The organism is Methylobacterium segetis, from assembly GCF_004348265.1.
Taxonomy (GTDB): Bacteria; Pseudomonadota; Alphaproteobacteria; order Rhizobiales; family Beijerinckiaceae; genus Methylobacterium; species Methylobacterium segetis.
Map to the genome: position 1 here is coordinate 22,812 of NZ_SMNT01000048.1, position 19,588 is coordinate 42,399.

A 19,588-nucleotide genomic window follows, 5' to 3' on the forward strand; every position below is an offset into this window, starting at 1 on the left:
GGACAGTTGAGACACATCCTGATCGACCTGAACACAACCTGAGATGGTGGGTTCGAAACTGCACTTCGATGATCCCCGAGAGCGGGACGTGCTCCTCTGGAGAGTGCGGATGCAGTTCGTCAGCGGGCTCCCGAGGGGACGCGCAGGACGATGGCAAGCGCTCAGGCTCGCCCCGCGCGCTTGTCGAACGGCATCGTCCGGCCGTGAGCGGGGTGAAAGGGGGCCGTCAGATATTGGCAGCCTGGCCCTGTGTGCCGCCGTCGTTGGGGCAATGCGGATGACCGCCGGTTTTCGGGGTCGCGTCGCTGGCGAACGCGATGGTATCCGTGCCTGGACCCACGAGCCCCAGGATCGCCCGCGTCCGCCAAGCGGTTGAGTGATCCGCGCACGCCGTGTCGCCGGACAAGCCCAGCCCGCCGATGGCCGTCGAGCCGCTGTAGAGGGCCAGACCTCCGCCGAATGTGATCGTACCGCCGACGCGGGCACCGACGAGCGGATCCCGTTCCGTACCGAAGGCGGCGTAGTCGCCCTGATACGCGCGCTGGCTGTCGAGCGCGTTACCGAAGTGCAGGCCGAAGAGCGGGTTGCCTCCGCTCGGGCTCGGCTGCGCGAAGCCGTAGAGCTGTGCCGTCGACAGCGGTCCCTTCGGCATGTTCAGGCTGAGGCTGTTGGCCGTGAATGCTTTGGCGGCGGCGATCTGCCGGCTGGCGAGCCACTGAGACTCGATCGAGGGGCCGGAATACGCCACGGCGCAGATCTTCCCCGAGCGGTTCACGACCACGGCCCAGTAGTGATTGTCGAGGCCCGAGATGTCGTCCTGTGCAGCCTTCGTCACAGCGCTTTTGAGCTGCGCGTAAGTGACAAGGCATCCGGACTTCACATCGCGATCCTCAGCCTGAGCGGGCGTCTCTGCCCAGATCAGCGCCAGCAGCGATGAGCCGAGCATGAAAGTTTTACGGATGCTGTTCATCATGACACCTCCATGTGCACCGGTATGCGTCCTGCGGTTCCCTCTCACTCCAGTGAAGCGAATTGGAAATCGGCCTCCACGTCTTGGTTGTCATAGAGGGCGGTAAGATTCAGCCCATGTTGAGCGGCCCGATACTGGCCGAGCATCAGGGTTGCTGCGAAAAGTCCGCCGATGAGGACGAACAGGATTGGGGGGCCGTCGTTCTGCATGAGAGTCACTCCGTAGAGTTGCCTGGGCAGGTTAGGCAGACCGCGGGGCGGCCGACGTCACCCGAACAGGTGACGCGCTTGTATGCAGGCTTCCCGGCTCGCGGGCCCAGGCGGCGACCGAAGCCGGGCTTCCGGTGGGCGGACGCAAAGTCGGTTTCGGGACGCGGAGACCGAATGACTGTCCACGTCCGCGCGAGGGTGATGTGATCGGCGACGGCTCTCCCGCTGCAGCGCCAAGGTATCGGCCATGCCCCTCCGCAATCGCGTCACCGAGTTGCTCGGCATCGAACACCCGATCCTGCTCGCGCCGATGGACGGTGTGTCCGGGGGCAGGCTTGCGGCAGCGGTCAGCCGCGCGGGGGGCCTTGGGCTCCTGGGCGGCGGTTACGGCGACGAGACCTGGCTGCGGAGCGAGTGGCCCCTGGCGGGCAATGCCAGGATCGGCTGCGGCTTCATCACCTGGAGCTTGGCCCGGATTCCGCACGTGCTCCCAACGGCCCTCGATCATCGGCCCGCCGCCATCATGCTGTCCTTCGGCGATCCCCGTCCGTTCGCACCCGCGATCCGAGAGGCTGGAGCCAAGCTGATCTGTCAGGTCCAGTCCTTGGGGCAGGCACAGGAGGCGGTCGAGGCCGGCGCCGACATCCTTGTCGTGCAGGGAACCGAAGCAGGCGGACACGGCCAATCGCGCCCGCTCATGCCCTTGCTCCTCGAAACGGTCGACGCGTGGCCCGGCACGCCGATCCTGGCGGCCGGCGGGATCGCGGACGGGCGAGGCTTGGCGGCAGCCCTCATGCTCGGAGCCGAGGGCGTGCTGATGGGGACCCGGTTCTACGCCTCACAGGAAGCCGACGGGCACCCGGAGGCCAAGCGGCGCATCGTGGATGCGACGGGCGAGGACACGGTGCGCTCCATCGTGTTCGACCTCTCGCGCCGGAACGTCTGGCCGGCCCCGTATACGGGTCGGGTCCTGCGCAACCGGCACTCCGAGCGCTGGCTCGGGCGAGAGGCGGAGTTGATGCAGAATGTCGAGGAGGTCGCCCGAGCCTATGCCGAGGCCCGCGGACGAGGCGATTTCGATATTGCGGCCGTGATCGCGGGGCAGGCGTGCGGTCTCATTCACGACCTGCCGCCCGCCGGAGAGATCGTGGAGCGGATCATCGCGCAGGCGCGCGCTCTCCTCGGCGAGCGCGCGCCTTCCGCACCGGACGACGAGGCGCCGGCCAGCGAAGCGGCAAAGTGAGCCGCGGCGCCTTCGGCTTCGTCCCGAGGTGGCGTTTGCCAGGGCGATCCCGACGGGCGGGACCGCCTTCCGTCGCGGCCGTCCCGGGAGGCTCCGCGTCCTCGCGTTCGGGAAGCGACCGACCTGCCTCAGCGGAGACGGGTTCGGGCTTGCGAGCGGTCACGCGGCCAGCCTGAGCCCGATGATCCCCAGAACCGTCACCGCGACGAACAGCAAGCGCGGCGCGTCCGCAGGTTCCCCGAACCAGAGGATCCCGGCGCCGACGCTGCCCACCGCGCCGATCCCCGTCCAGACGGCGTAGGCCGTGCCGACGGGCAGCACCTGCAGAGCCTTCGTCAGCAGCGAGACGAAGGCGGCCAGCAACAGCAGCGATACCATCGCCCAGACCGGCTCCCGGAAGCCGTCCGCCTTCTTCGTCGCGAGCGCCCAGGCCACGTCGATCACGCCCGAGGCGACGAGCAGCGTCCATCCCCAAGAGGTGCTCACGACGCGGCCCGCAGGAAGCCGGGGGCCAGCGCACGCAACCGCGTGGCCGCCCTCTCCACCGCCGCGTCCGCGCCCGGGCCGATGGTCGGCCCGACCGGCACGATCGCGAGGTCGCTCAGCCCGACGAAGCCGAGCGCCGCCCGGAGATAGGGCGTGGCGAGGTCCGGTCGGCCGCAGCTCTCGCCCGTCGCGTAATCTCCCGCGCTGGTCAGGATGACGAGCGCCGGACGCGGCCGCAGCAGCGGTCGGTAGCCGGTCGCCGGGTCGAACGCGAAGGACAGGCCGGGTTGGGTGATCAGGTCGATCCAGTGCTTGAGCCGGTAGGGGATCGAGAGGTTCCACATCGGGGTCGAGAGGAGGATGTGCTCGGCTCGGTCGACTCGCGTGACCAGCCTCTCGATCTCCGCCCAGGCTGCCGCCTCGCGGCCCTCGTGCGGGCGGCCGGAGAGCCGGGCGTATTTGGCCGCAAGCGCCGCGCCGTCGAAGGATGGCAGGTCAGCCTGCCAGAGGTCGAGGTGATCGACGGTCAGCGACGGCACGCCTGCCCGCAGCGCGGCGATGAAACCGCGCGCCACGTGCGTCGAGCGCGAGGCGTCGCCGCGGGGCGAGGCCTCGACGTGAAGGAGCGAGGTCATGGGCGCGACACCTCCTGATACGGTTTGCGGCCCGCGCATCGCCGCCCTGTCGGCCGATCGCGCGGGGCTTCGCGGGCCCCGAGCCACGACCTATCCTGTGCAGGAGAGGCACGGGAGGCCGTGTTCCTGCCCGCCGGGACTGCACGAATGCACAGGGGAGATTGGGACGACCTGCGCTTCGTCCTCGCCGTGGCGCGGGCGGGATCGCTTGCCGGCGCCGCCCGGACGCTGGGCGTCAACCACACCACCGTGCTGCGCCGCCTCGGGGCCTACGAGGCCCGCATCGGTGCACGCCTGTTCGAGCGCCTGCCCTCGGGCTACGTCCCGACCGCCGCGGGCGAGGCGATGGTGGGCGAGCTTGCCGGCATCGACGCGGCCATCCACGACGCGGAGCGTCGCGCAGCCGGTCAGGATCGGCGAATTACCGGGACGGTCCGGCTCTCGACCACCGACACGCTGATGGCGTCCGTCCTGCCGGATGCCCTCGCGCGGGTGCGGGCGATGCATCCGGGCATCCTGTTGGAGGTCTCGACGGCCAACGCGTTCGCGGTCCTGACGCGGCGCGAGGCGGACGTCGCCGTCAGGCCGACGGCGTCGCCGCCGGAGACCCTGGTTGGCCGCCGCATCGCCGGTCTCGGGCACGCCGTCTACGCCGCCCCCTCGTACCTTGCCGCCCGTGCGGCCGATGGCACGCTGAGCGAGCACACCTGGCTCGGACCGGACGCATCCCTCCGCGAGACGGTCGCGGCCCGATGGCTGCGGACGAACCTGCGCGGGGTCGCGCCCGTGACGCAGGCCGAGTCCTTCGTCGCCCTCCGGGATCTGGCGGTCGCGGGCCTCGGCGTCGCGCTCCTGCCCTGCTACCTCGGCGATCCGTCGCCCGGCCTCGTCCGCCTGCCGCGAACGGCGGCGCTGGATCTCGGCTCGGCGCTGTGGGTGCTGACGCACGAGGATCTGCGGCGGGTCGCGCGCATCGATGCCGTGGTGACGGCGCTGACGGCGACGTTGACGGAAGCGCGGGCTGTGTTCGAAGGATGAGGGCAGGGCGGGGGTCCGGCCCCGACGCCGGGATCGGGCCGACGGGCCCGCTCGCGGCCGGGCAGGCTGCGGGAGCCTTATCCGCGCTCGCCCCAGCGGAGGCTGCTCAAGGAAGCCCGATCCGTCTCGCCATCAGCGACTCGGATCGCCCCTGGAGCACCACCTCCTGCAGGGACGGGGCCTCCACCTTCGCGGCCGCATAGACCGCCTCCGACACGAGCGCGATGCAACCGAGTGCTTTGGTCATGCTCTCCAGGCGTGCCGCGACGTTCACGGTGTCGCCCAGTGCGGTGAAGCGCGCATCCGCGTGGTCTCCCATTTCGCCCACGATCGCCATGCCCGCATGCAGGCCGATGCCGTAGCGCAGCGTCTGGCCGAGGTCGGCGGCTAGGAGCCGGTTCAGCCCGGCAACATGCTCCCCGATCAGATCGACGCCCCGCAGGGCCTGCCGCGCCCCCGTCTCGGGGACGGTCTGCAAGCCGAACAACGCAAGCATCCCGTCGCCCAGCATCTGGTTGACCGATCCGCCCGCCTCCCGCACCGCGTCGCCGACGGCGCCGAGGAAGCGGTTGATGATGAACACGGTGTCGTAGGGCAGGCGCTCTTCCGCCAGGCGCGTCGAGCCCCGCAGGTCGACGAACATGGCGACGATGAAGCGCTCCTCGCCCGATTGCGCCGGTTCCGCGCTTCGCGCCGGCAGCTGCCGCGGCGGGAACAAGGGCGTCACCGCAAGATCGCGGGTCGGGCTCAGCTGGCAGGCCAGCCGAATGCCGGGCGTCGCCCCGATGCGGTCGAGGACGGCCTGTTCGGCCTTGGAGGGGCGGGGCAGGCTGCGCCCGTCATCGCCGTCGAACACCCTGACCCGGCAGGTCGAGCAGCGCCCGCGCCCGCCGCAGACGCTGGCATGCGGGATGTTGTGACGCCGGCTCGCTTCCAGAACGCTCGTGCCCCGCGGCACCCTGACGACGCGCGCATCGGGGTAACTGATGCGGATCCGTCCATGCCGCACCTCCGTGAGCGTCCGCAGGCCGCGTGCCGCGACGACGAGCGCGGTCGCGAGAGCGTAGCCCGCCAGCAAGGCGTCGCGGATCGTCCTGAGCCGCGCCACCTGCTCCGGCTCACCCAGATGGACCGGCTTGAGTGCCTCCGCCCGCCAAGCCGGGTCCTGTGCCAACGCCGCGACGGTGCGGCCGCCCTGGACGAAGCCGAGCAGGGCCAGGACCGGCACGAGCACGGCCCCGGCGAGCAGCCAGGGGCTGGCCGCCGAGAAGCCGGGCTTCAAGCGGAGCCAGAAGAACAGCCCGAGGCATCCATGGACCCAGGCGAAGACGAGGAGCGCGGCCTGCGTCGCCGCGCTCCGGGGCGAGGCGACCCAGAAGGCGTAGAGTTCCTGCGCGTAGCCCTTCTCGAGCCCTTCGATCTCGAAGGCGAGCCGCGTCGCGACGATGTGGTTGATGAGAAGGAAGGGAACCGCCAATCCCAGGACGAGCTGAACGATCTCGGTGCCTCGCCACTGGAAGAAGCGGCGTTCGTAGAGCGCGTAGAGGCCGAGCAGGAGGTGTGCGGTCAGCGCGGCGTAGAGCAGGAAAAGTCCGAACGGGTTCAGCCAGACCGCCGCGGCGACGTTCAAGCCGGCGTCCATCGCGGCGAGCGAGACGTTGCCCAGCGCATGGTTGAGCAGATGCGTGAGCACGTAGCCGAACAGGATGAGCCCGGTGCCGAGACGCACGTGGCGCAACGTCAGGCGTCGCACGGCCGATGCCGGGGTGAGCCGGCCGACGCTGATCGCCGACCCGGCGAGGGAGTGTCGCATAAGCAGCCTGATGGCCTTGAGTTTCGACGGCCACGCTATAGCACGCCCCGCCGGCCCGAATTTCCGCCCTGCCGGAGCTGCGGCGACGCCTCCCCGCAGCCGAGCCGGTGACGGTTCTCAGTGGGGCGAGCGTTCGACGAAATCGTCCTGAAATTCCTTGAGTTCGACGGCGTTGAGATCCGATATCGCCCAGAACGCGAGCCCGGCCTGCTGCCAGCCCAGGATGTTGAAGCCCTCCCTGGCCGAGGCCGTCGGCCGCGATCCCTCGGACGGCCACAGGAACAGATTGATGACGTGCTTGCGCCGCCTGTAGATCAGCGCGACCACGACCCGGTTCTCGATGTAGTCGAGGCGGCCGCCGACGAGGGTGAAGCCCCGGTCGTCGAGATCGACGACGGGCGGCGAGAAGTCGGTCTTGCCGGAGAACCACGGCTTCACCGTGTGCTGGTCGGAGGTCCGGACGTCCGTCAGGTGGTCCGCCAGGAGGGAGCGGACGTGGCCGGAGACCAACTGGCTCGCCAGATCCGGCGCTTCGCCGGGGCGTATCACCAGGACGGCGAGCGCGAGGCTCGCGGCGAGAGCGAGGCCCGCCGGCAGGGCCCGCCATCGGGTCGCGCCGTCGCGCAGGCGCGACACCCACCCGATCGGCGCGCGCGTCCACCCCGCCGCGACCTCGCCGTCGCTCGACGTGCGGCCGGCCTCCTCGGCGAGGCTGGCGAGGATCCGCGCGCGCAGCGTGGCGGGGGCGCGCCAGACGACACCGTCACGGGCGAGGAGGTCGCGCACCGCACGCAGGCGGTCGAGTTCGGCCGCGCAGGCGGGACAATGCGCGACATGGGTCTCGCAGCGCAGGCTGTTGGCCGCGTCGAGCTCCCCGTCGAGGAGGGCGTTGAGCGAGGCGGCATCCTCGCCGCAGGGCCGCGCGTGATCGCCCGTCATGGCCCCGCCGCCTCGTCCTGGCGCCGCCAGGCAGCACCGATCATCTGCCGCGCCCTGGCCAGGCGCGACATCACCGTGCCGATGGGCGTCGCGGTGATCTCGGCGATCTGCCGATAGGACAAGTCGTCGAACTCGCGCATCACGAGGACCTCGCGGAAGGCTTCCGGCAGCGCCTCGATCAGCCGGCGGACCAGCCTCGCCTCGCTGTCGCGCAGGAGCGCGGCCTCCGGAGTGGCCTGAAGGGGATCCGGGACTTCGAGGGCCTCGGCCTCCGCTTCGTCCTCCGTCTGCGGAGGCGGAAGCGGTTCCGAGAGCGCCCGGGTTCTGGCCCGCTCGCTCGCCCAGCTTCGTGCGCAATTGCGCACGATCGCGAGCAGCCAAGCCCGCGGGTCGCCACCCCGAAACCCGTCGAAGGCCCGGAAGGCGCGCAGGAAGGCGTCCTGCACGATGTCGTCGGCGGCATCCGCGTCCCGGGTCAGGAAGCGGGCGAGATTGTAGGCGGCGTCGAGATGCGGGAGCACGATCTCGTGGAACGAGGCCCCGGATTTCGGCGGGGGCGCCTGGGCGACAAGCGTCGGGTGCCCCCCTCGCCGTTCCGTTCGGGCGGCAGGGCGCAGCAGCCCCGTCTGGACCGAGGCCGCGAGCACCGAGCCGATCGTCGCCGCGAGATCGGCGGCTGCCGCCTCGATCCAGGCCCGCAGGGTTGATTCGGGCACCACCGGCCGCAGCGACGTTCCGGCAATGATGAGCCTGCCCGTCATGTGGCTTCTCCCGCGCTCGCTCTCGCCTCTCGCCCTCCTCGGCCGGATCAGTCCGTCGGGCCCTTGACCACGACCGTCCCGGTCATGTGCGGGTGCAGGGAACAGAAGTAGGCGTACTTACCCGGCACTTGGAAGGTGACGGTGAAGCGATCGTCCGTATCGAGCGTCTTCGAACGGAAGAACTTGTTCTGCGCCACGACCGTGTGGGGAATGTCGTCGCCGTTGATCCAGGTCACGCGCGTTCCCGGGGCGACGGTCAGCGTCTGGGGGCCGAAGGTGAAGTTGTCGATGCGGATGACGACCGGATCGGTGCTGGCCCGGTCGGCCGCGGCCGTGCTCGGCTGCGCCGCGAGGGTAAGGGCGAGGATCTGCAGGGCGATGGCGGCAATGATCCGCCCGGCCGGGTGGCAAGGCAATGCGCGAGGCGTCGGCATGGCACACTCCTGATCGGTGAGGGGAGGCCGGCTCATCCGGCGAGCGGGGTGTCGATGATCGCCAGAGGTTCGCTGCCGCGCACGAGGCTGACGCTCGTGATGCCGAGCACCCCGCGCAGTTCGCCGGCCGGCACCTTCATCGGTCCCGGCGAGGGCGCCGTGCCGGGCGCCGGCTGGGGGAAGGCCGTCGAGCGGGCCGTGTGGAAGGCGACGTTGCCCTCCACCTTCTGGATGATCTGGTGGATGTGCCCGTTGAGGACCGTGACCGAGCCGAACCGCTTGAGGGTGGCGAGCACCCGCGCCCCGTCCTGCGTGCCCCAGCCCCATTCGGGATAGACGGTCCAGAGGGGAATGTGGGCGAAGACGACGACGGGCGTGCTTGAGGCGAGCCCGGCCACGTCGCGCTCCAGCCAGTCGAGCTGGTCGGCCCCGAGATTGCCGAGGCCGCCGGCCTTCAGGTCGACGACGTTGACGAGGCCGATGAAGTGGACGCCCTGCCGGTCGAAGCTGTACCAGCCGGCCCCGCGCGACCCCTTGCCGTAGCGGTCGAGGTAAGACCGTCCACGCTCGTCGTCGAGCAGGTCGTGCTCGCCGGGCACGAAGAACAGGGGCAGGCCGGTCTCGCGGAGGATCTGGTCGGCATCGTCGAATTCGCGATCCTTCGAGAGATGGCTGATGTCGCCTGTGTGGATGATGAAGGCAGGCTTCTCCGGCAGCTGCCGGATCCGGGCCACCGCCTCCCGCAGCGTGCCCAGGGCGTCCGGATTGGCGGGCTTGTTGAAGCCCACATGGCTGTCGCTGATCTGCAGGAAGGTGAAGGGCGCCGCGGGCTTGTCGGCGGCCAGCGCCCGGGTCAGTCCGACCGCGCTCGGCAGACCGCCCTCGAGCGACCAGAGCAGGCCGGTGCCCGCCCAGATCATGCATTCGAGCGCCCCGCGGCGGCTCGTCCTCCCCGGCTCGTCCGGGCTCTCGTGATCCGGCATCGCTTCGGCTCCGCAGGCACGGGACGTCGAAGTCCCTGCGGATCCTGATCACGGGCGGGCACCGATTATTCCCGGGCTCATGAGATTTGCCGCAGGGGCGGCGGATCGATCTCCTCCCCCGACACCCATCCGCACCGCGTCCGGGCTCTGCAGCGGCGGGAATAAACCGGCCGCAGGGGCGGTCTGGCTGGTTGGAGAGGCCCTGAGCCTCCCGATCCATGCCAGCAGCGCCGAAGCGTCGAGACGCGCTTCAGGCGGCCGACGGGTCCGCAGGCCGGGGCTCGCCAGCCGGATGGCGGTCGGCTGGCTGCGCGTCAGGAGAACGCCATGCACGCGAACCGATCCAAGCCTGCCCGGAGCACGCTGTCCGTGATGACGGCCGCGATGCTGCTCCTGCCCGCGGCCTCAGCCCCCGTCACGGCTGCGCCGCGGTCCCTGCAACGCGCCGGCGCCGTCACGAGAGACGCCGCACCCGGCCTGTCCGGCCCGAGGTGGACGGGCAGCCTCCAGGCGGCGGGCGAGCCCGCCCGCTCGGCGCGCCCCCTGAGGAGCAGCACGCTCGGCAATGCCGAATTCCCGGAGCGTGACCCCATCGCACAGAACCTGGGCAGCACGGCGGGTGGCGGGTCCAACTGAGGGGACCGATACCTGACCCGAAACCCGCGCGGCCTCGATAGCCGTTCGGCCCCGGACCGCGCGGCCACGGACCGCGCAGTCTCGTGGCTCGCGGTCCGAACCGATAGGCGCCGCGCTCTCGGCATCGAGCCTGCGGACGTCGCGGCAGCCCGGGGGTCGGGTCCCGGACGCACCCGGATCTGTGATCGGCCTCACAGACCCCTGCGCCCTCCTCGGGCATCTCGCCGCCCCTGGCACTTCGCCGCCCCTGGTAGGGAGATCACACGATGCTCACGGCAATCCTGCGCACGTTTCACCTCTGGCGCGAGCGGCGAAGAGCGGATCAGGAGCTTGCCGCCCTCGATGATCGCCTGCTCGAAGACATCGGCCTCAGCCGGCATGACGTGCCTCGAGATCGCGATCGCTTCTGGTCGTGAGGCGTCGCCCTGTGGCGGTCCGTTCCGCCGGAACCGGGCATCCCTCGCTCCGAAGGGGCGCCGCGGCCCGCCTCGCCGATCGTCGGGGTCGGGGTACCGGACGGCTGCCGGGCCTGGCCGCTCCTCGCCACCGGGAGGATGCGGTGCTCGACGCTCCGTGACCGGGCGGGCGCAGGCGAGGCCGGCGGGCGATCCGGGCTGAGGCTCCCCTCGAAGGATGGCCCCCGTACGCTCGATGGCCGGGCGCCCGCGGCCATGCTCTTATCCCGCCGTCGCCCCTTCGACGAGGATCCGGGAGGCCGGGATGCGGCCAGGTCTGCGTGCCGATGCGGTGGCCGGGGAGATCGAGCTGCCAACCGGCACTCCCGCGCGCCCCCTGGAAAGCGATCTCGTCGCCGCGCTGATGCGCCGGCACGAGGTCGCGGCGGAGCGCCTGATCGGGTGGCTCCGGGTGGCGATCGGGCTCTGCGTGTTCGTGACGGTGATCGTCGCCGATCACGTGATGCTGCGGTGGACGGGCGTGTCCCTCGACCTGTTCATGCGCAACGCCTGGATCGCCGCCCTCGGCTTCCTCTCGGTCGGTGCGGTCAGCATCGGTCTCGCCGTGCCGCAGCGCTGGCGCCACGGGTACTCCTACCTGTTCATGGTGCTCGATGTCGGGCTCGTCCTCGTCATCGCCTACCTCGCCCTCGCGGAGCGCGGCCTGCCCGGCAACGCGCTGCCCTCGGCGCCGATCACTTGGTCGGTGCCCGTGGTTCTCGCGGTCGGCGCCCTGCGCTACGACGTCAAGGTGCAGCTCGGCGCCATCGCGCTCCTGGCGCTCGGACTGGTCGGGATCGCGGGCGCGCTCGACCACAGCCTGATGCTCGACCCGGCCTCGCAGAACGTGCCGGCTTGGCCCGGCCTGTTCTCGATGCCGGTCAACGTGATGCGGTTCGCGCTGCTGCTGCTCGCCGGGGCGGCGACCGCCTTCGGCATCGTCCGCTCGCGCCGCCTCCTGTCCTCGGCCGTCAAGGATGCGGTCGGCCGCGCCAGCCTCGCGCGCTTCCTGCCCGCCGAGATCGCGCCCCGGGTCGCGGCCGGTGACCTCGGCTTGCGCCGCGGGCGCCGACAGAGGGCCGTCATCGTCTTCGTCGACATCCGGGACTCGACCGGGATGGCCGAGGGCATGGACCCGGAGCGCCTGTCGCAGTTCTTCACGGCCTTCCGGACCCGCATCCTCGGCTGCGTGCGAAAGCACCACGGCATCGTCGATAAGTTCATCGGCGACGGGGCGCTGATCCTGTTCGGCGTCCCGGACGAGGGCAGCGACGATGCGGGCCGCGCCCTCACCTTCGCGCACGACCTCGTCCGGATCGTCGAGGCCTGGAACGCGACGCACGAGATGCCGCATCCGGTGCGGATCGGCATCGGCATCCATGTCGGCGAGGTCTTCTGCGGCATCGTCGGCGACGAGGAGCGGATGGAATTCACGGTCCTGGGCGATGCGGTCAACGTCGCCTCGCGCCTGGAACAGGCGACCAAGCGCTACGGCGCCATGATCCTGGCCTCGGGGGCGGCCGTCGAGGGCACGCCGGAGCGGGCCGCATGGCGGGAGATCGGGCGGGAGCCCTTCGCCGGGCGCAGGGAGCTGGTCACGATCTTCGCCCCCGCGGAGGGAGGCCCCGGCTGAGCCCACGCTCCTTGCCGAGGTCCGCCCGCAGGCGTGGACCGCGCCCGTCCGGCGCCGTCCGCGCGGCGGGATCGCCCGGCTCTCCGGATCCCGCGATCGCCCGTCGGGCTCCGGTCCTCCCGACCGTGATGCAGGGGTCGAATCCGGCCGCGAGCGCGGCGGAGGCGGTGAACAGGACCAGGGAGGTCTCCCGCCCGGACCAGTCCGATGCGGCGAGGAACCTGATCAGCGCCCGGTCGAGCACGCCCGAATCCTCCACGACGAGGATCGGCGGCAGCGTGAGCGCGGCCCGCGCGATCTCGATCCGCGCACGCTGATCGTCCGTCAGAAGCTGACCGCGGTTGCCGACATCGACGTCGAGGCCGCGCCGCTCGATCCACTCCTCCAGATCGAAGCGGCGGACCGCCGCCAGCACGTGCTCGCGCATGTCGGCCTCCGCATGCATGCGCCGCGTGCTGATGCGTCCGAACAGGAGGTTCTCGAGGATCGAGATGCGCGGGTTGATCCGATCCGGATCGTAGGGTTCGATCCCGTTGCCGTCGATTCCGCCGAGCGCGGCCTGGACGAGGCCCCGCGCCCGCACGATCCGGACCTGGAGCGCCGAATCGAGAAGGCCGAAGCGCTGGCGGGTCTCGACGTAGCGGAGCGTCAGCGCGAGGAAGGCCGCCCTGTCCTCCGGTTCGAGCCCGCCATCCGCGTCGATCCGGGCGAGCTGGCGGACGTAGTCGGGCAGCGCGTCGGGCGTGATCAGCGAGAACCGCCGGAAGAGGGTGTGCCCCTGCGGCAGGTCGCGGAAGATCTCGACGAGGTTGCGGGCGATCGCCACGCCCATCCCGACCAGCCCGTCCCCGAGCCCCGCCCTGCCGAGCGCCTCGACGAAGGCCGGCTCGGCCGCGAGACGCTCCATCAGCCCGGGCTCGCGCGGCACCCCGAAGAGCAGGTTCTCGGCGACCGTGGCCTCGTCGTTGTAGCGGTCCGCGGCGAAGGGCACGACGAGGCCGCCGCGCTTGGCGCCGTCGAGGAGCGCCTGCAGGTGCCGGCGCGCGGCGATCAGGCGCGTGCCGATCGTGGGGTCGGGCATGTCCCGGCAGATCGTCGAGAGACCGAACCGGTACAGGTCGCGCTCCATCCCGAGGCCGGCCAGCAGCGCCAGGATCCGCCGGTCGAGCCCCTCCGCGCCCGAGACGCCGAGCCGGGCGTAGTCGATCCAGTTCTGCTCGATCGTCTCCACGGGGTTTCCGGTCCGCAGGGCCTCGGCGTGCCTGTCCGCGTCCGTCGGGACGGGTCCGGTCGGGATCCGGTGCAGCCCGTAGACGACGTTGTCCCGGATCGAGCCGGGAAACAGGTTCGGGCTCCGGCCCGCATAGCCGATCAGTCGGCTGCGGACCGACTGGGGCAGCCCGACGAGGTCGTGCCCGCCGAGCCGGATCGCCCCGCTCTGGGGCGGGTCGAGGCCGACGAGCGCGCGGGCCAGCACATGGGCGAGTTCGCCGTCCTCCACCACGAAGCCGACCCGCGCCGGCAGGGGGACGGTCGCGTCGGCGATCGCGACGAGCTCGCCGTCATGGGGGCTCCTCAGGGCGACGCCCTCCCATTCCAGCGTGCGGGCCGCCGGGACGGCCGCGCCCTCGGCATCCTCCGCCTCCGCCCGGCGGAGCCGGTGGGCCGCGAAATGCGCGGCCACGGTCTCGTACTTCACCTCGACGTCGAGGCGCTGCTGATCCCAGTCGATGAGTTCCTTCAGCGGCGGCGGCAGGTCGCGATAGGCCGCCAGGACGGCGACGAGCTGGCCGATATCGAGCTGTCCGTGGAGGGCGAACATGCCGCCGACGGCGTAGAACAGGAACGGCGTCACCTGCGCCAGCAGGTTGTTGAGATACTTGATCGCGAATTTGCGCCGGTAGATCCGCAATCGAAGGCTGTAGAGCCGGTGCAGGCGGCCGCCGAATTCCGCCCGCTCCCAGCGCCCCGCATCGTTCACCGTCACGGCGTCGAGCCCCTCGAGGACCTCGCCGACATGGCCCGCCAGCTCCCGCGACCGGAGTTGCCGCTCGCGGCTCAGCCGCAGGATCGTCCGCCGCAGGCGCGGGATGACGATGAACTGGACGGCGACGATGGCGGCCGCGACGAGGCCGAGCCACACGTTCTGCAGGAGGATGAAGGTCAGGGCGGTGGCCGCCTGCGTGCCGAGGAAGACCGGGCTGATGATGGCGTCGCCGATGAAGGCGCCGATCGGCTCGACCTCGTCGCGGATGATCGTCGCCGTCTCCGAGGCCTTCACCTCGCGCTGCGCCTCCGGCGTGAAGCGCAGCATCAGCGCGAACAGCTGGAACCGCAGGCGGCGGAGCATGCGCTCGCCGAGCACGCCCTTCGAGAGGTTGATCCAGAACTTGAAGGCGCCGTTGATCAGGACGAGCGCAAGGAACAGGGCGGAGAGGCCGATCAGCAGTTCCATCCGCTCGAGCTGGAAGCCCTCGAACAGCGTGGTGGCGCCGCCGCCGGCCCAGAGCGGCCAGTGGATCGTCAGGTCGAGGAAGGGGGCCGTCCGGCGACCCCCGCCGAAGGCCTTGCCGGTGATCGCGTCGTTGACGATTCGCCGCGGCAGGTCGAGGGACGCGAAGTAGAACGGTAAGGAAACGAACACAACGGCGCAGATGGCGAGCTGATCGCGCTTCGAATGCGCCCAGATGTACTGGAACAGGGTCGGCTGCAGGTCACGCATCGGGTTCGGGGCTCGCCCCTCCGCTCGGCTGGACTTGACAAACATGGAACATCTAGAAGTTGTCATGCTTGGCCGCTTCATGCGAGGGGCCAGGCATCGGCCGTCCAGACCGATCCGCCGCCAGAGGAAGAGTGTTCGAGATGGAACGCTTCCGGTGAGGGACGCCCCCGCCTCGGCCCCGCGCGTGCTGATCTACAGCCACGACACGTTCGGGCTCGGGCATCTGCGCCGGTCGCGCGCCATCGCCCACGCCATCGTCGCGGCGGAGCGCGGGGCGCGCGTGGTGATCGTCTCGGGGTCGCCCTTCGTCGACCGGTTCGGCTTCGCCGACCGCGTCTCCGCGGTGCGGCTCCCGGTCGTCACCAAGCGCGTCGACGGCATCTACGCTCCCTTCGAGCCGGGCAGCGCCCTCGACGACCGGATCGCGGAGCGCGCGGCGATCGTCGCGGCGACGGCGGAGGCGTTCCGGCCCGACCTGACGATCGTCGACAAGGAGCCGACGGGCCTGCACGGCGAGTTCCTGCCGACGCTCGAGCGCCTGTCCGTCCAAGGCGGCAAGTGCGTGCTCGGCCTGCGCGACATCCTCGACGACGGCGAGCGCCTCGCACCCGAATGGGCGCGCAAGGGGGCGGTCGAGGCCATCGAGCGCTACTACGACGAGATCTGGGTCTACGGCGTGCCGCGCATCCACGAGCCGCTGCGCGCGCTCCCCCTCGGCCCCGCGACCAGGTTGGTCTACCTCGGCTATCTGCGCCGCGAGGTCCCGGACTGGCCGCCCGGCCGCTCCGAGCCGGCGCTCGCGGGCGCCCCCTTCCTCCTCGTCACCCCCGGCGGCGGCGGCGACGGTGCCGGACTGATCGACTGGGTGATCTCGGCCTACGAGACCGATCCGGGCCTGCCGCTCCCGGCCATCGTGGCCTTCGGGCCCTTTCTCGATGCGGACACCCGCACGGCCTTCCTGGCGCGGATCGACCGGCAGCCCGGCCGCCTCTCGGCGATCACCTTCGACAGCGAGATCGAGCACCTGATGAGCCGGGCCGCCGGCATCGTGGCGATGGGCGGCTACAACACGTTCTGCGAGATCCTCTCCTTCGACAGGCGGGCCCTGCTGGTCCCGCGCACGGAGCCGCGGCGCGAGCAGGAGATCCGCGCCGTCGCCGCCGAGGCGCTCGGCCTCGCGCGCGTGCTCCATGGGGGGCCGGATGCGGGGCGGGGCCGCGGCGCCGCGCGCATGGCCGCCGCGCTCCGGGGACTCCCGGACCAGCCGGTGCCGTCGCGCTTCGTCGAGCCGGGCCTCCTCGACGGGCTCGGCGGCGTGGTCGAGCGCCTGCGCGCGCTCCTCGCCGATCCGGCCGCCGGCCCGTCGCCGGGGCCGCCCTTCGTGGAAAGCCGCGCCGAACCCTGCCTCGGATGCGCCCATCCATGAGCGCCCGCGACGCCGACGCCCCGCCGGGAACCGGCGCGCGGATCGCGATCGTGCTGAAGGGCTATCCGCGGCTGTCCGAGACCTTCATCGCGCAGGAGATCCTGGCCCTGGAAAGGCGCGGCCTCGGCCTGGAGATCTGGTCTCTCCGGCGCCCCACGGAGGGTGAGCGGCACCCGATGCACGCGGCGATACGGGCGCCCGTCACCTATCTGCCCGAATACCTGCACCGGGCGCCCGTGCGGGTGCTGCGCGGCCTGATCGCGGCCGCGCGGCGTCCGGCCTTCGGCAGGCTGCTGCGCACCGTCGCGCGGGATCTCGTGCGGGACCCTACGCCCTCGCGCCTGCGCCGGCTCGGGCAGGCGCTCGTCCTCGCCCGCGAAGTGCCGGATGCGGCGACCCACCTGCATGCCCACTTCCTGCACGCCCCGGCGAGCGTCGCCCGCTACGCGGCTCTGCTGACAGGGCGTGCCTGGAGCGTCTCGGCCCACGCGAAGGACATCTGGACGACGCGGGCCTGGGACCTGTCCGAGAAGCTCGCCGATTGCGCATGGGCCGTCGCCTGCACGCGCGACGGCCTCGCCCGCCTGAACGCTCTCGCGCCACCCGGCCGGGTGGCGCTCGCCTATCACGGCCTCGATCTCGCGCGCTTTCCCGAACCCTGCCCGCGGCGCCCGCCCCGCGACGGGTCCGGCCCCGGACATTGCGTTCGGCTGCTCTGCGTCGGACGGCTCGTCGCCAAGAAGGGACAGGACGACCTGATCGCGGCTCTCGCCCGCCTGCCCGCCGCGCTGAACTGGCATCTCGACCTGATCGGGGACGGGGAGCGGCGCGGGCCACTCGAGACCCTAGCCAGGTCGCAGGGCCTTCGCGGGCGCGTCACGTTCCACGGCGCGCAGGCGCAGCCGCGCGTGATCGCGGCGATGCGCGAGGCGGACCTGTTCGTGCTGCCGACCAAGGCCGCCGCCTCCGGCGACCGCGACGGCCTGCCGAACGTCCTGATGGAGGCGGCGAGCCAGGACCTGCCCATCCTCGCCACCGCCTTCGCGGGGACGCCGGAATTCGTGACCGACGGGACGCACGGGGTCCTGGTGCCGCCGGGCGATCCGGCGGCCCTGGCCGATGCGATCCTGGCGCTTGCCCGCGATCCGGGACGGCGCCGACGCCTCGCCGCGGCGGCGGGCGCGCGGCTGAGGGCGGAGTTCACGCACGAGGCCGGCATCGACCTGATCGGCGCGCGCCTCGCGGCCTCGGCCGGCCTGGTCCCGGCGCCGGCCCGCCGCATCCCCGGTCCCCACGCGGCGGGCTGCCCATGCGCGTCCTGATCGCCGTCACGCACCTCCTCGGGGCGGGCCATCTGACCCGCGCGGCGGCGCTGGCGCGCGCCTGCGCTGCGGCCGGCCATGAGGCCGTGCTCGTCAGCGGCGGGCGCCCGGCGCCCCTCGTGCGCCTCGGCGGCGTCCGGCTCGTGGCGCTGCCGCCGGTCCATGTCGAGGGCACCGATTTCCGCCGCCTGCTCGGACCCGACGGCGGGGAGGCCAGCCCCGGCCTGATGGCGCGGCGGCGGGCGATGCTCCTCGAGACCCTCGACAGGGCGCGGCCGGACGTCGTCGTGACGGAGCTGTTCCCGTTCGGCCGGCGCGCGATGGCCGGGGAATTCCTGAGTCTCGTCGAGGCTGCGCGCGCGCGGCGCCCGCGCCCCCTCGTCCTCGCCTCGATTCGCGACATCCTGGTCGCGCCCGGGAAGCCGGGCCGGATCGCGCAGACGCAGGCCCGCCTTCGGGATCTCTACGACGCCGTGCTCGTCCACGGCGACCCGAGCCTCGTCCCGCTCGGAGCATCCTGGCCGGTCGATCCCCACCTCGCCGAGCGCCTGCACGCGACGGGCTACATCGACGAGGGGACACCGGTGCCGGCCCCGGCCCGACGCACGGGCATCCTGGTCGCGGCCGGGTCGAGCGCCGCGGGGCTCGGCCTGTTCCGGGCCGCGGCCGAGGCTGCGCACCGCGCGCCGGATCTCGGCTGGCGGATCCTCGTCGGGCACGGCGTGCCGGATGCGGCACTCTCCCAGATCGGCCGCGACCTGCCGGACGGGGTCGTCGACCGGGCACGCCCGGACTACCGTGCGTTGCTGGCGGGCGCCTCCCTGTCGGTCAGCCAGTGCGGCTACAACACAGCGGTCGATCTTCTCGCCACGCGCACGCCCGCCGTGCTCGTCCCCTTCGAGGCGGGGGGCGAGACCGAGCAGCGCCTGCGCGCCGAGCGCCTCGCCCCGCGGGGCCTCGCACGCGTCCTCCCGGAAGCGGACCTCGATGCCGACGCGCTGCTCCGCAGCGTGCGCGAGGCCCTCTCGGCCCCGGCCCTCTCCCCGCACGGCATCGATCTCGACGGCGGTCCGCGCTCGGTGGCGATCATGGAGGACCTGTTCGCGGCGCGAACGGCGGGTCCGCCTGCGGCGAACGTGCCCGGCACGCGGCGCGTGGGCGACCCGGTCTCGGCCGCGCTCGCCCGCCTCCGCGCGGGGCTCGATGCCGCGGCCCGCGAGGGCGCGCGGGTTCCGGTCTGGTGGCGGGACGACGACGCGGTCGCGGCGACGCCCGCCTTCGACCGGCTGCTCGCCCTCTCCGAGCAGGCGGGCCTGCCGGTGCTGATCGCGGCCATTCCGGGCCGGGTCGAGCCCTCGCTCGCGAGACGCGTCGATCGCGCGCCGGGGGCCTGCCTCGCCGTCCACGGCCTCGTCCACGCCGATCACGCGCCGCCGAGGAGCCGCCCCGCGGAGTTCGGCCCGCACCGGTCCCTGCCCGTCCTGATCGCGGAGGCGGAGGAGGCGCTGCGGCTTGCGCGATCGCGGCTTCCGGCCGACCAGCTGCTGCCGGTCTTCGTGCCGCCCTGGAACCGGCTGGACGGACATCTCGCCGCGGCCCTGCCGGATCTCGGATACGAGGCGCTCTCGGCCGCGCCCGGTGCGGCCGGGGAGGTCCCCGGCCTCCTGCGCCACGACCCGCAGATCGATCCGATCGACTGGCGTGGCACCCGCAGCCTCGTCGACCCGCACCGCCTCGTCGATCGCCTGCTCGCCATCCTGACGGAGGCGCCGGAGACGCCGATCGGGCTCCTCACGCACCACGGCGCCCACGACGCCGCGCTCTGGGATTTCCTCGAACGCCTCCTCGACTTCCTCGCCCGGCATTCGGCCGTGCGCTTCGCC

At 72.0% G+C, this 19,588-nt stretch carries 18 protein-coding genes; 8 read left to right on the plus strand and 10 right to left on the minus strand.

Translation table 11 applies throughout. From position 1 onward, the window contains the following. Positions 1-226: 226 nt before the first annotated feature. Positions 227-973, minus strand: coding sequence for a heme-binding protein (locus E1J50_RS13865; protein WP_245516575.1), 747 nt, complete (start codon positions 971-973; stop codon positions 227-229). 41 nt (positions 974-1,014) lie between these two features. After that, a complete protein-coding gene (locus E1J50_RS27330) occupies positions 1,015-1,179 on the minus strand; it encodes a hypothetical protein (RefSeq protein ID WP_165937866.1) in 165 nt (54 codons plus the stop codon). A 247-nt stretch (positions 1,180-1,426) separates the two neighbouring features. On the opposite strand from E1J50_RS27330, the gene E1J50_RS13870 reads away from it, so the two are divergent. Then, positions 1,427-2,422: an NAD(P)H-dependent flavin oxidoreductase gene (locus E1J50_RS13870; RefSeq protein ID WP_132254427.1), complete on the plus strand. Its 996-nt coding sequence runs from the start codon at positions 1,427-1,429 to the stop codon at positions 2,420-2,422. 159 nt (positions 2,423-2,581) lie between these two features. Here E1J50_RS13870 and E1J50_RS13875 read toward each other — a convergent pair whose 3' ends face one another. Then, complete coding sequence (locus tag E1J50_RS13875; protein WP_132254428.1) at positions 2,582-2,908, minus strand: DMT family transporter; 327 nt, start codon at positions 2,906-2,908, stop codon at positions 2,582-2,584. After that, complete coding sequence (locus E1J50_RS13880) at positions 2,905-3,543, minus strand: FMN-dependent NADH-azoreductase (RefSeq protein WP_132254429.1); 639 nt, start codon at positions 3,541-3,543, stop codon at positions 2,905-2,907. Before E1J50_RS13880 ends, E1J50_RS13875 begins: the two co-directional genes overlap by 4 nt. Positions 3,544-3,690: 147 nt before the next feature. Between E1J50_RS13880 and E1J50_RS13885 the strand changes: the two genes are divergently transcribed. Continuing rightward, positions 3,691-4,581 carry a LysR family transcriptional regulator gene (locus tag E1J50_RS13885; RefSeq protein ID WP_132254430.1) on the plus strand — a complete coding sequence of 297 codons (891 nt, stop codon included), beginning with the start codon at positions 3,691-3,693 and terminating at the stop codon, positions 4,579-4,581. A 106-nt stretch (positions 4,582-4,687) separates the two neighbouring features. Here the strand turns inward: E1J50_RS13885 and E1J50_RS13890 are convergent, their stop codons facing one another. The 5 genes from E1J50_RS13890 to E1J50_RS13910 form a co-directional block, all read right to left on the minus strand. After that, positions 4,688-6,394 (minus strand): adenylate/guanylate cyclase domain-containing protein, encoded by a 1,707-nt coding sequence (locus tag E1J50_RS13890; protein ID WP_132254431.1) that lies wholly within the window; start codon positions 6,392-6,394, stop codon positions 4,688-4,690. 117 nt (positions 6,395-6,511) lie between these two features. Continuing rightward, positions 6,512-7,333 carry an anti-sigma factor family protein gene (locus tag E1J50_RS13895; protein WP_132254432.1) on the minus strand — a complete coding sequence of 274 codons (822 nt, stop codon included), beginning with the start codon at positions 7,331-7,333 and terminating at the stop codon, positions 6,512-6,514. Continuing rightward, positions 7,330-8,094 carry a sigma-70 family RNA polymerase sigma factor gene (locus tag E1J50_RS13900; RefSeq protein ID WP_132254433.1) on the minus strand — a complete coding sequence of 255 codons (765 nt, stop codon included), beginning with the start codon at positions 8,092-8,094 and terminating at the stop codon, positions 7,330-7,332. Before E1J50_RS13900 ends, E1J50_RS13895 begins: the two co-directional genes overlap by 4 nt. 47 nt (positions 8,095-8,141) lie before the next feature. Beyond that, positions 8,142-8,528: a cupredoxin domain-containing protein gene (locus E1J50_RS13905; protein ID WP_132254434.1), complete on the minus strand. Its 387-nt coding sequence runs from the start codon at positions 8,526-8,528 to the stop codon at positions 8,142-8,144. Between the two features lie 32 nt (positions 8,529-8,560). Next, entirely contained in the window at positions 8,561-9,511 is a 951-nt protein-coding gene (locus E1J50_RS13910; protein ID WP_132254435.1) for a metallophosphoesterase family protein, read from the minus strand. Between the two features lie 327 nt (positions 9,512-9,838). On the opposite strand from E1J50_RS13910, the gene E1J50_RS13915 reads away from it, so the two are divergent. The 3 genes from E1J50_RS13915 (at position 9,839) to E1J50_RS13925 (ending at position 12,235) form a co-directional block, all read left to right on the plus strand. After that, the gene (locus E1J50_RS13915) at positions 9,839-10,147 is read left to right on the plus strand and encodes a hypothetical protein (RefSeq protein WP_132254436.1); all 309 of its coding nucleotides are present in this window, start codon (positions 9,839-9,841) and stop codon (positions 10,145-10,147) included. A gap of 266 nt (positions 10,148-10,413) precedes the next feature. After that, positions 10,414-10,563, plus strand: coding sequence for a DUF1127 domain-containing protein (locus E1J50_RS13920; RefSeq protein WP_132254437.1), 150 nt, complete (start codon positions 10,414-10,416; stop codon positions 10,561-10,563). A 304-nt stretch (positions 10,564-10,867) separates the two neighbouring features. Then, entirely contained in the window at positions 10,868-12,235 is a 1,368-nt protein-coding gene (locus E1J50_RS13925; RefSeq protein WP_165937867.1) for an adenylate/guanylate cyclase domain-containing protein, read from the plus strand. On the opposite strand, the gene E1J50_RS13930 is transcribed toward E1J50_RS13925, so the two are convergent. Continuing rightward, positions 12,198-14,957 carry an ABC transporter ATP-binding protein/permease gene (locus E1J50_RS13930; protein WP_132254439.1) on the minus strand — a complete coding sequence of 920 codons (2,760 nt, stop codon included), beginning with the start codon at positions 14,955-14,957 and terminating at the stop codon, positions 12,198-12,200. The genes E1J50_RS13925 and E1J50_RS13930 overlap by 38 nt on opposite strands. Before the next feature lie 154 nt (positions 14,958-15,111). Here E1J50_RS13930 and E1J50_RS13935 point away from each other — a divergent pair, with 154 nt between their 5' ends. The 3 genes from E1J50_RS13935 to E1J50_RS13945 all read left to right on the plus strand — a co-directional run. After that, complete coding sequence (locus E1J50_RS13935) at positions 15,112-16,383, plus strand: glycosyltransferase family protein (RefSeq protein WP_245516576.1); 1,272 nt, start codon at positions 15,112-15,114, stop codon at positions 16,381-16,383. Next, a complete protein-coding gene (locus E1J50_RS13940; RefSeq protein WP_132254440.1) occupies positions 16,380-17,705 on the plus strand; it encodes a glycosyltransferase in 1,326 nt (441 codons plus the stop codon). The genes E1J50_RS13935 and E1J50_RS13940 overlap by 4 nt, the downstream gene beginning before the upstream one ends. Continuing rightward, a partial coding sequence (locus E1J50_RS13945; RefSeq protein WP_132254441.1) for a glycosyltransferase occupies positions 17,693-19,588 on the plus strand: 1,896 nt, incomplete at its 3' end. The genes E1J50_RS13940 and E1J50_RS13945, both read left to right, overlap by 13 nt.

What these genes read in the sequence shown, in the direction of transcription:
- E1J50_RS13865 (WP_245516575.1), bottom strand. Translation starts at nt 973, where the DNA reads ATGATGAACAGCATCCGTAAAACTTTCATGCTCGGCTCATCGCTGCTG.
- E1J50_RS27330 (WP_165937866.1), bottom strand. Translation starts at nt 1,179, where the DNA reads ATGCAGAACGACGGCCCCCCAATCCTGTTCGTCCTCATCGGCGGACTT.
- E1J50_RS13870 (WP_132254427.1), top strand. Translation starts at nt 1,427, where the DNA reads ATGCCCCTCCGCAATCGCGTCACCGAGTTGCTCGGCATCGAACACCCG.
- E1J50_RS13880 (WP_132254429.1), bottom strand. Translation starts at nt 3,543, where the DNA reads ATGACCTCGCTCCTTCACGTCGAGGCCTCGCCCCGCGGCGACGCCTCG.
- E1J50_RS13885 (WP_132254430.1), top strand. Translation starts at nt 3,691, where the DNA reads ATGCACAGGGGAGATTGGGACGACCTGCGCTTCGTCCTCGCCGTGGCG.
- E1J50_RS13890 (WP_132254431.1), bottom strand. Translation starts at nt 6,394, where the DNA reads ATGCGACACTCCCTCGCCGGGTCGGCGATCAGCGTCGGCCGGCTCACC.
- E1J50_RS13895 (WP_132254432.1), bottom strand. Translation starts at nt 7,333, where the DNA reads ATGACGGGCGATCACGCGCGGCCCTGCGGCGAGGATGCCGCCTCGCTC.
- E1J50_RS13900 (WP_132254433.1), bottom strand. Translation starts at nt 8,094, where the DNA reads ATGACGGGCAGGCTCATCATTGCCGGAACGTCGCTGCGGCCGGTGGTG.
- E1J50_RS13905 (WP_132254434.1), bottom strand. Translation starts at nt 8,528, where the DNA reads ATGCCGACGCCTCGCGCATTGCCTTGCCACCCGGCCGGGCGGATCATT.
- E1J50_RS13910 (WP_132254435.1), bottom strand. Translation starts at nt 9,511, where the DNA reads ATGCCGGATCACGAGAGCCCGGACGAGCCGGGGAGGACGAGCCGCCGC.
- E1J50_RS13915 (WP_132254436.1), top strand. Translation starts at nt 9,839, where the DNA reads ATGCACGCGAACCGATCCAAGCCTGCCCGGAGCACGCTGTCCGTGATG.
- E1J50_RS13920 (WP_132254437.1), top strand. Translation starts at nt 10,414, where the DNA reads ATGCTCACGGCAATCCTGCGCACGTTTCACCTCTGGCGCGAGCGGCGA.
- E1J50_RS13925 (WP_165937867.1), top strand. Translation starts at nt 10,868, where the DNA reads ATGCGGCCAGGTCTGCGTGCCGATGCGGTGGCCGGGGAGATCGAGCTG.
- E1J50_RS13930 (WP_132254439.1), bottom strand. Translation starts at nt 14,957, where the DNA reads ATGCGTGACCTGCAGCCGACCCTGTTCCAGTACATCTGGGCGCATTCG.
- E1J50_RS13940 (WP_132254440.1), top strand. Translation starts at nt 16,380, where the DNA reads ATGAGCGCCCGCGACGCCGACGCCCCGCCGGGAACCGGCGCGCGGATC.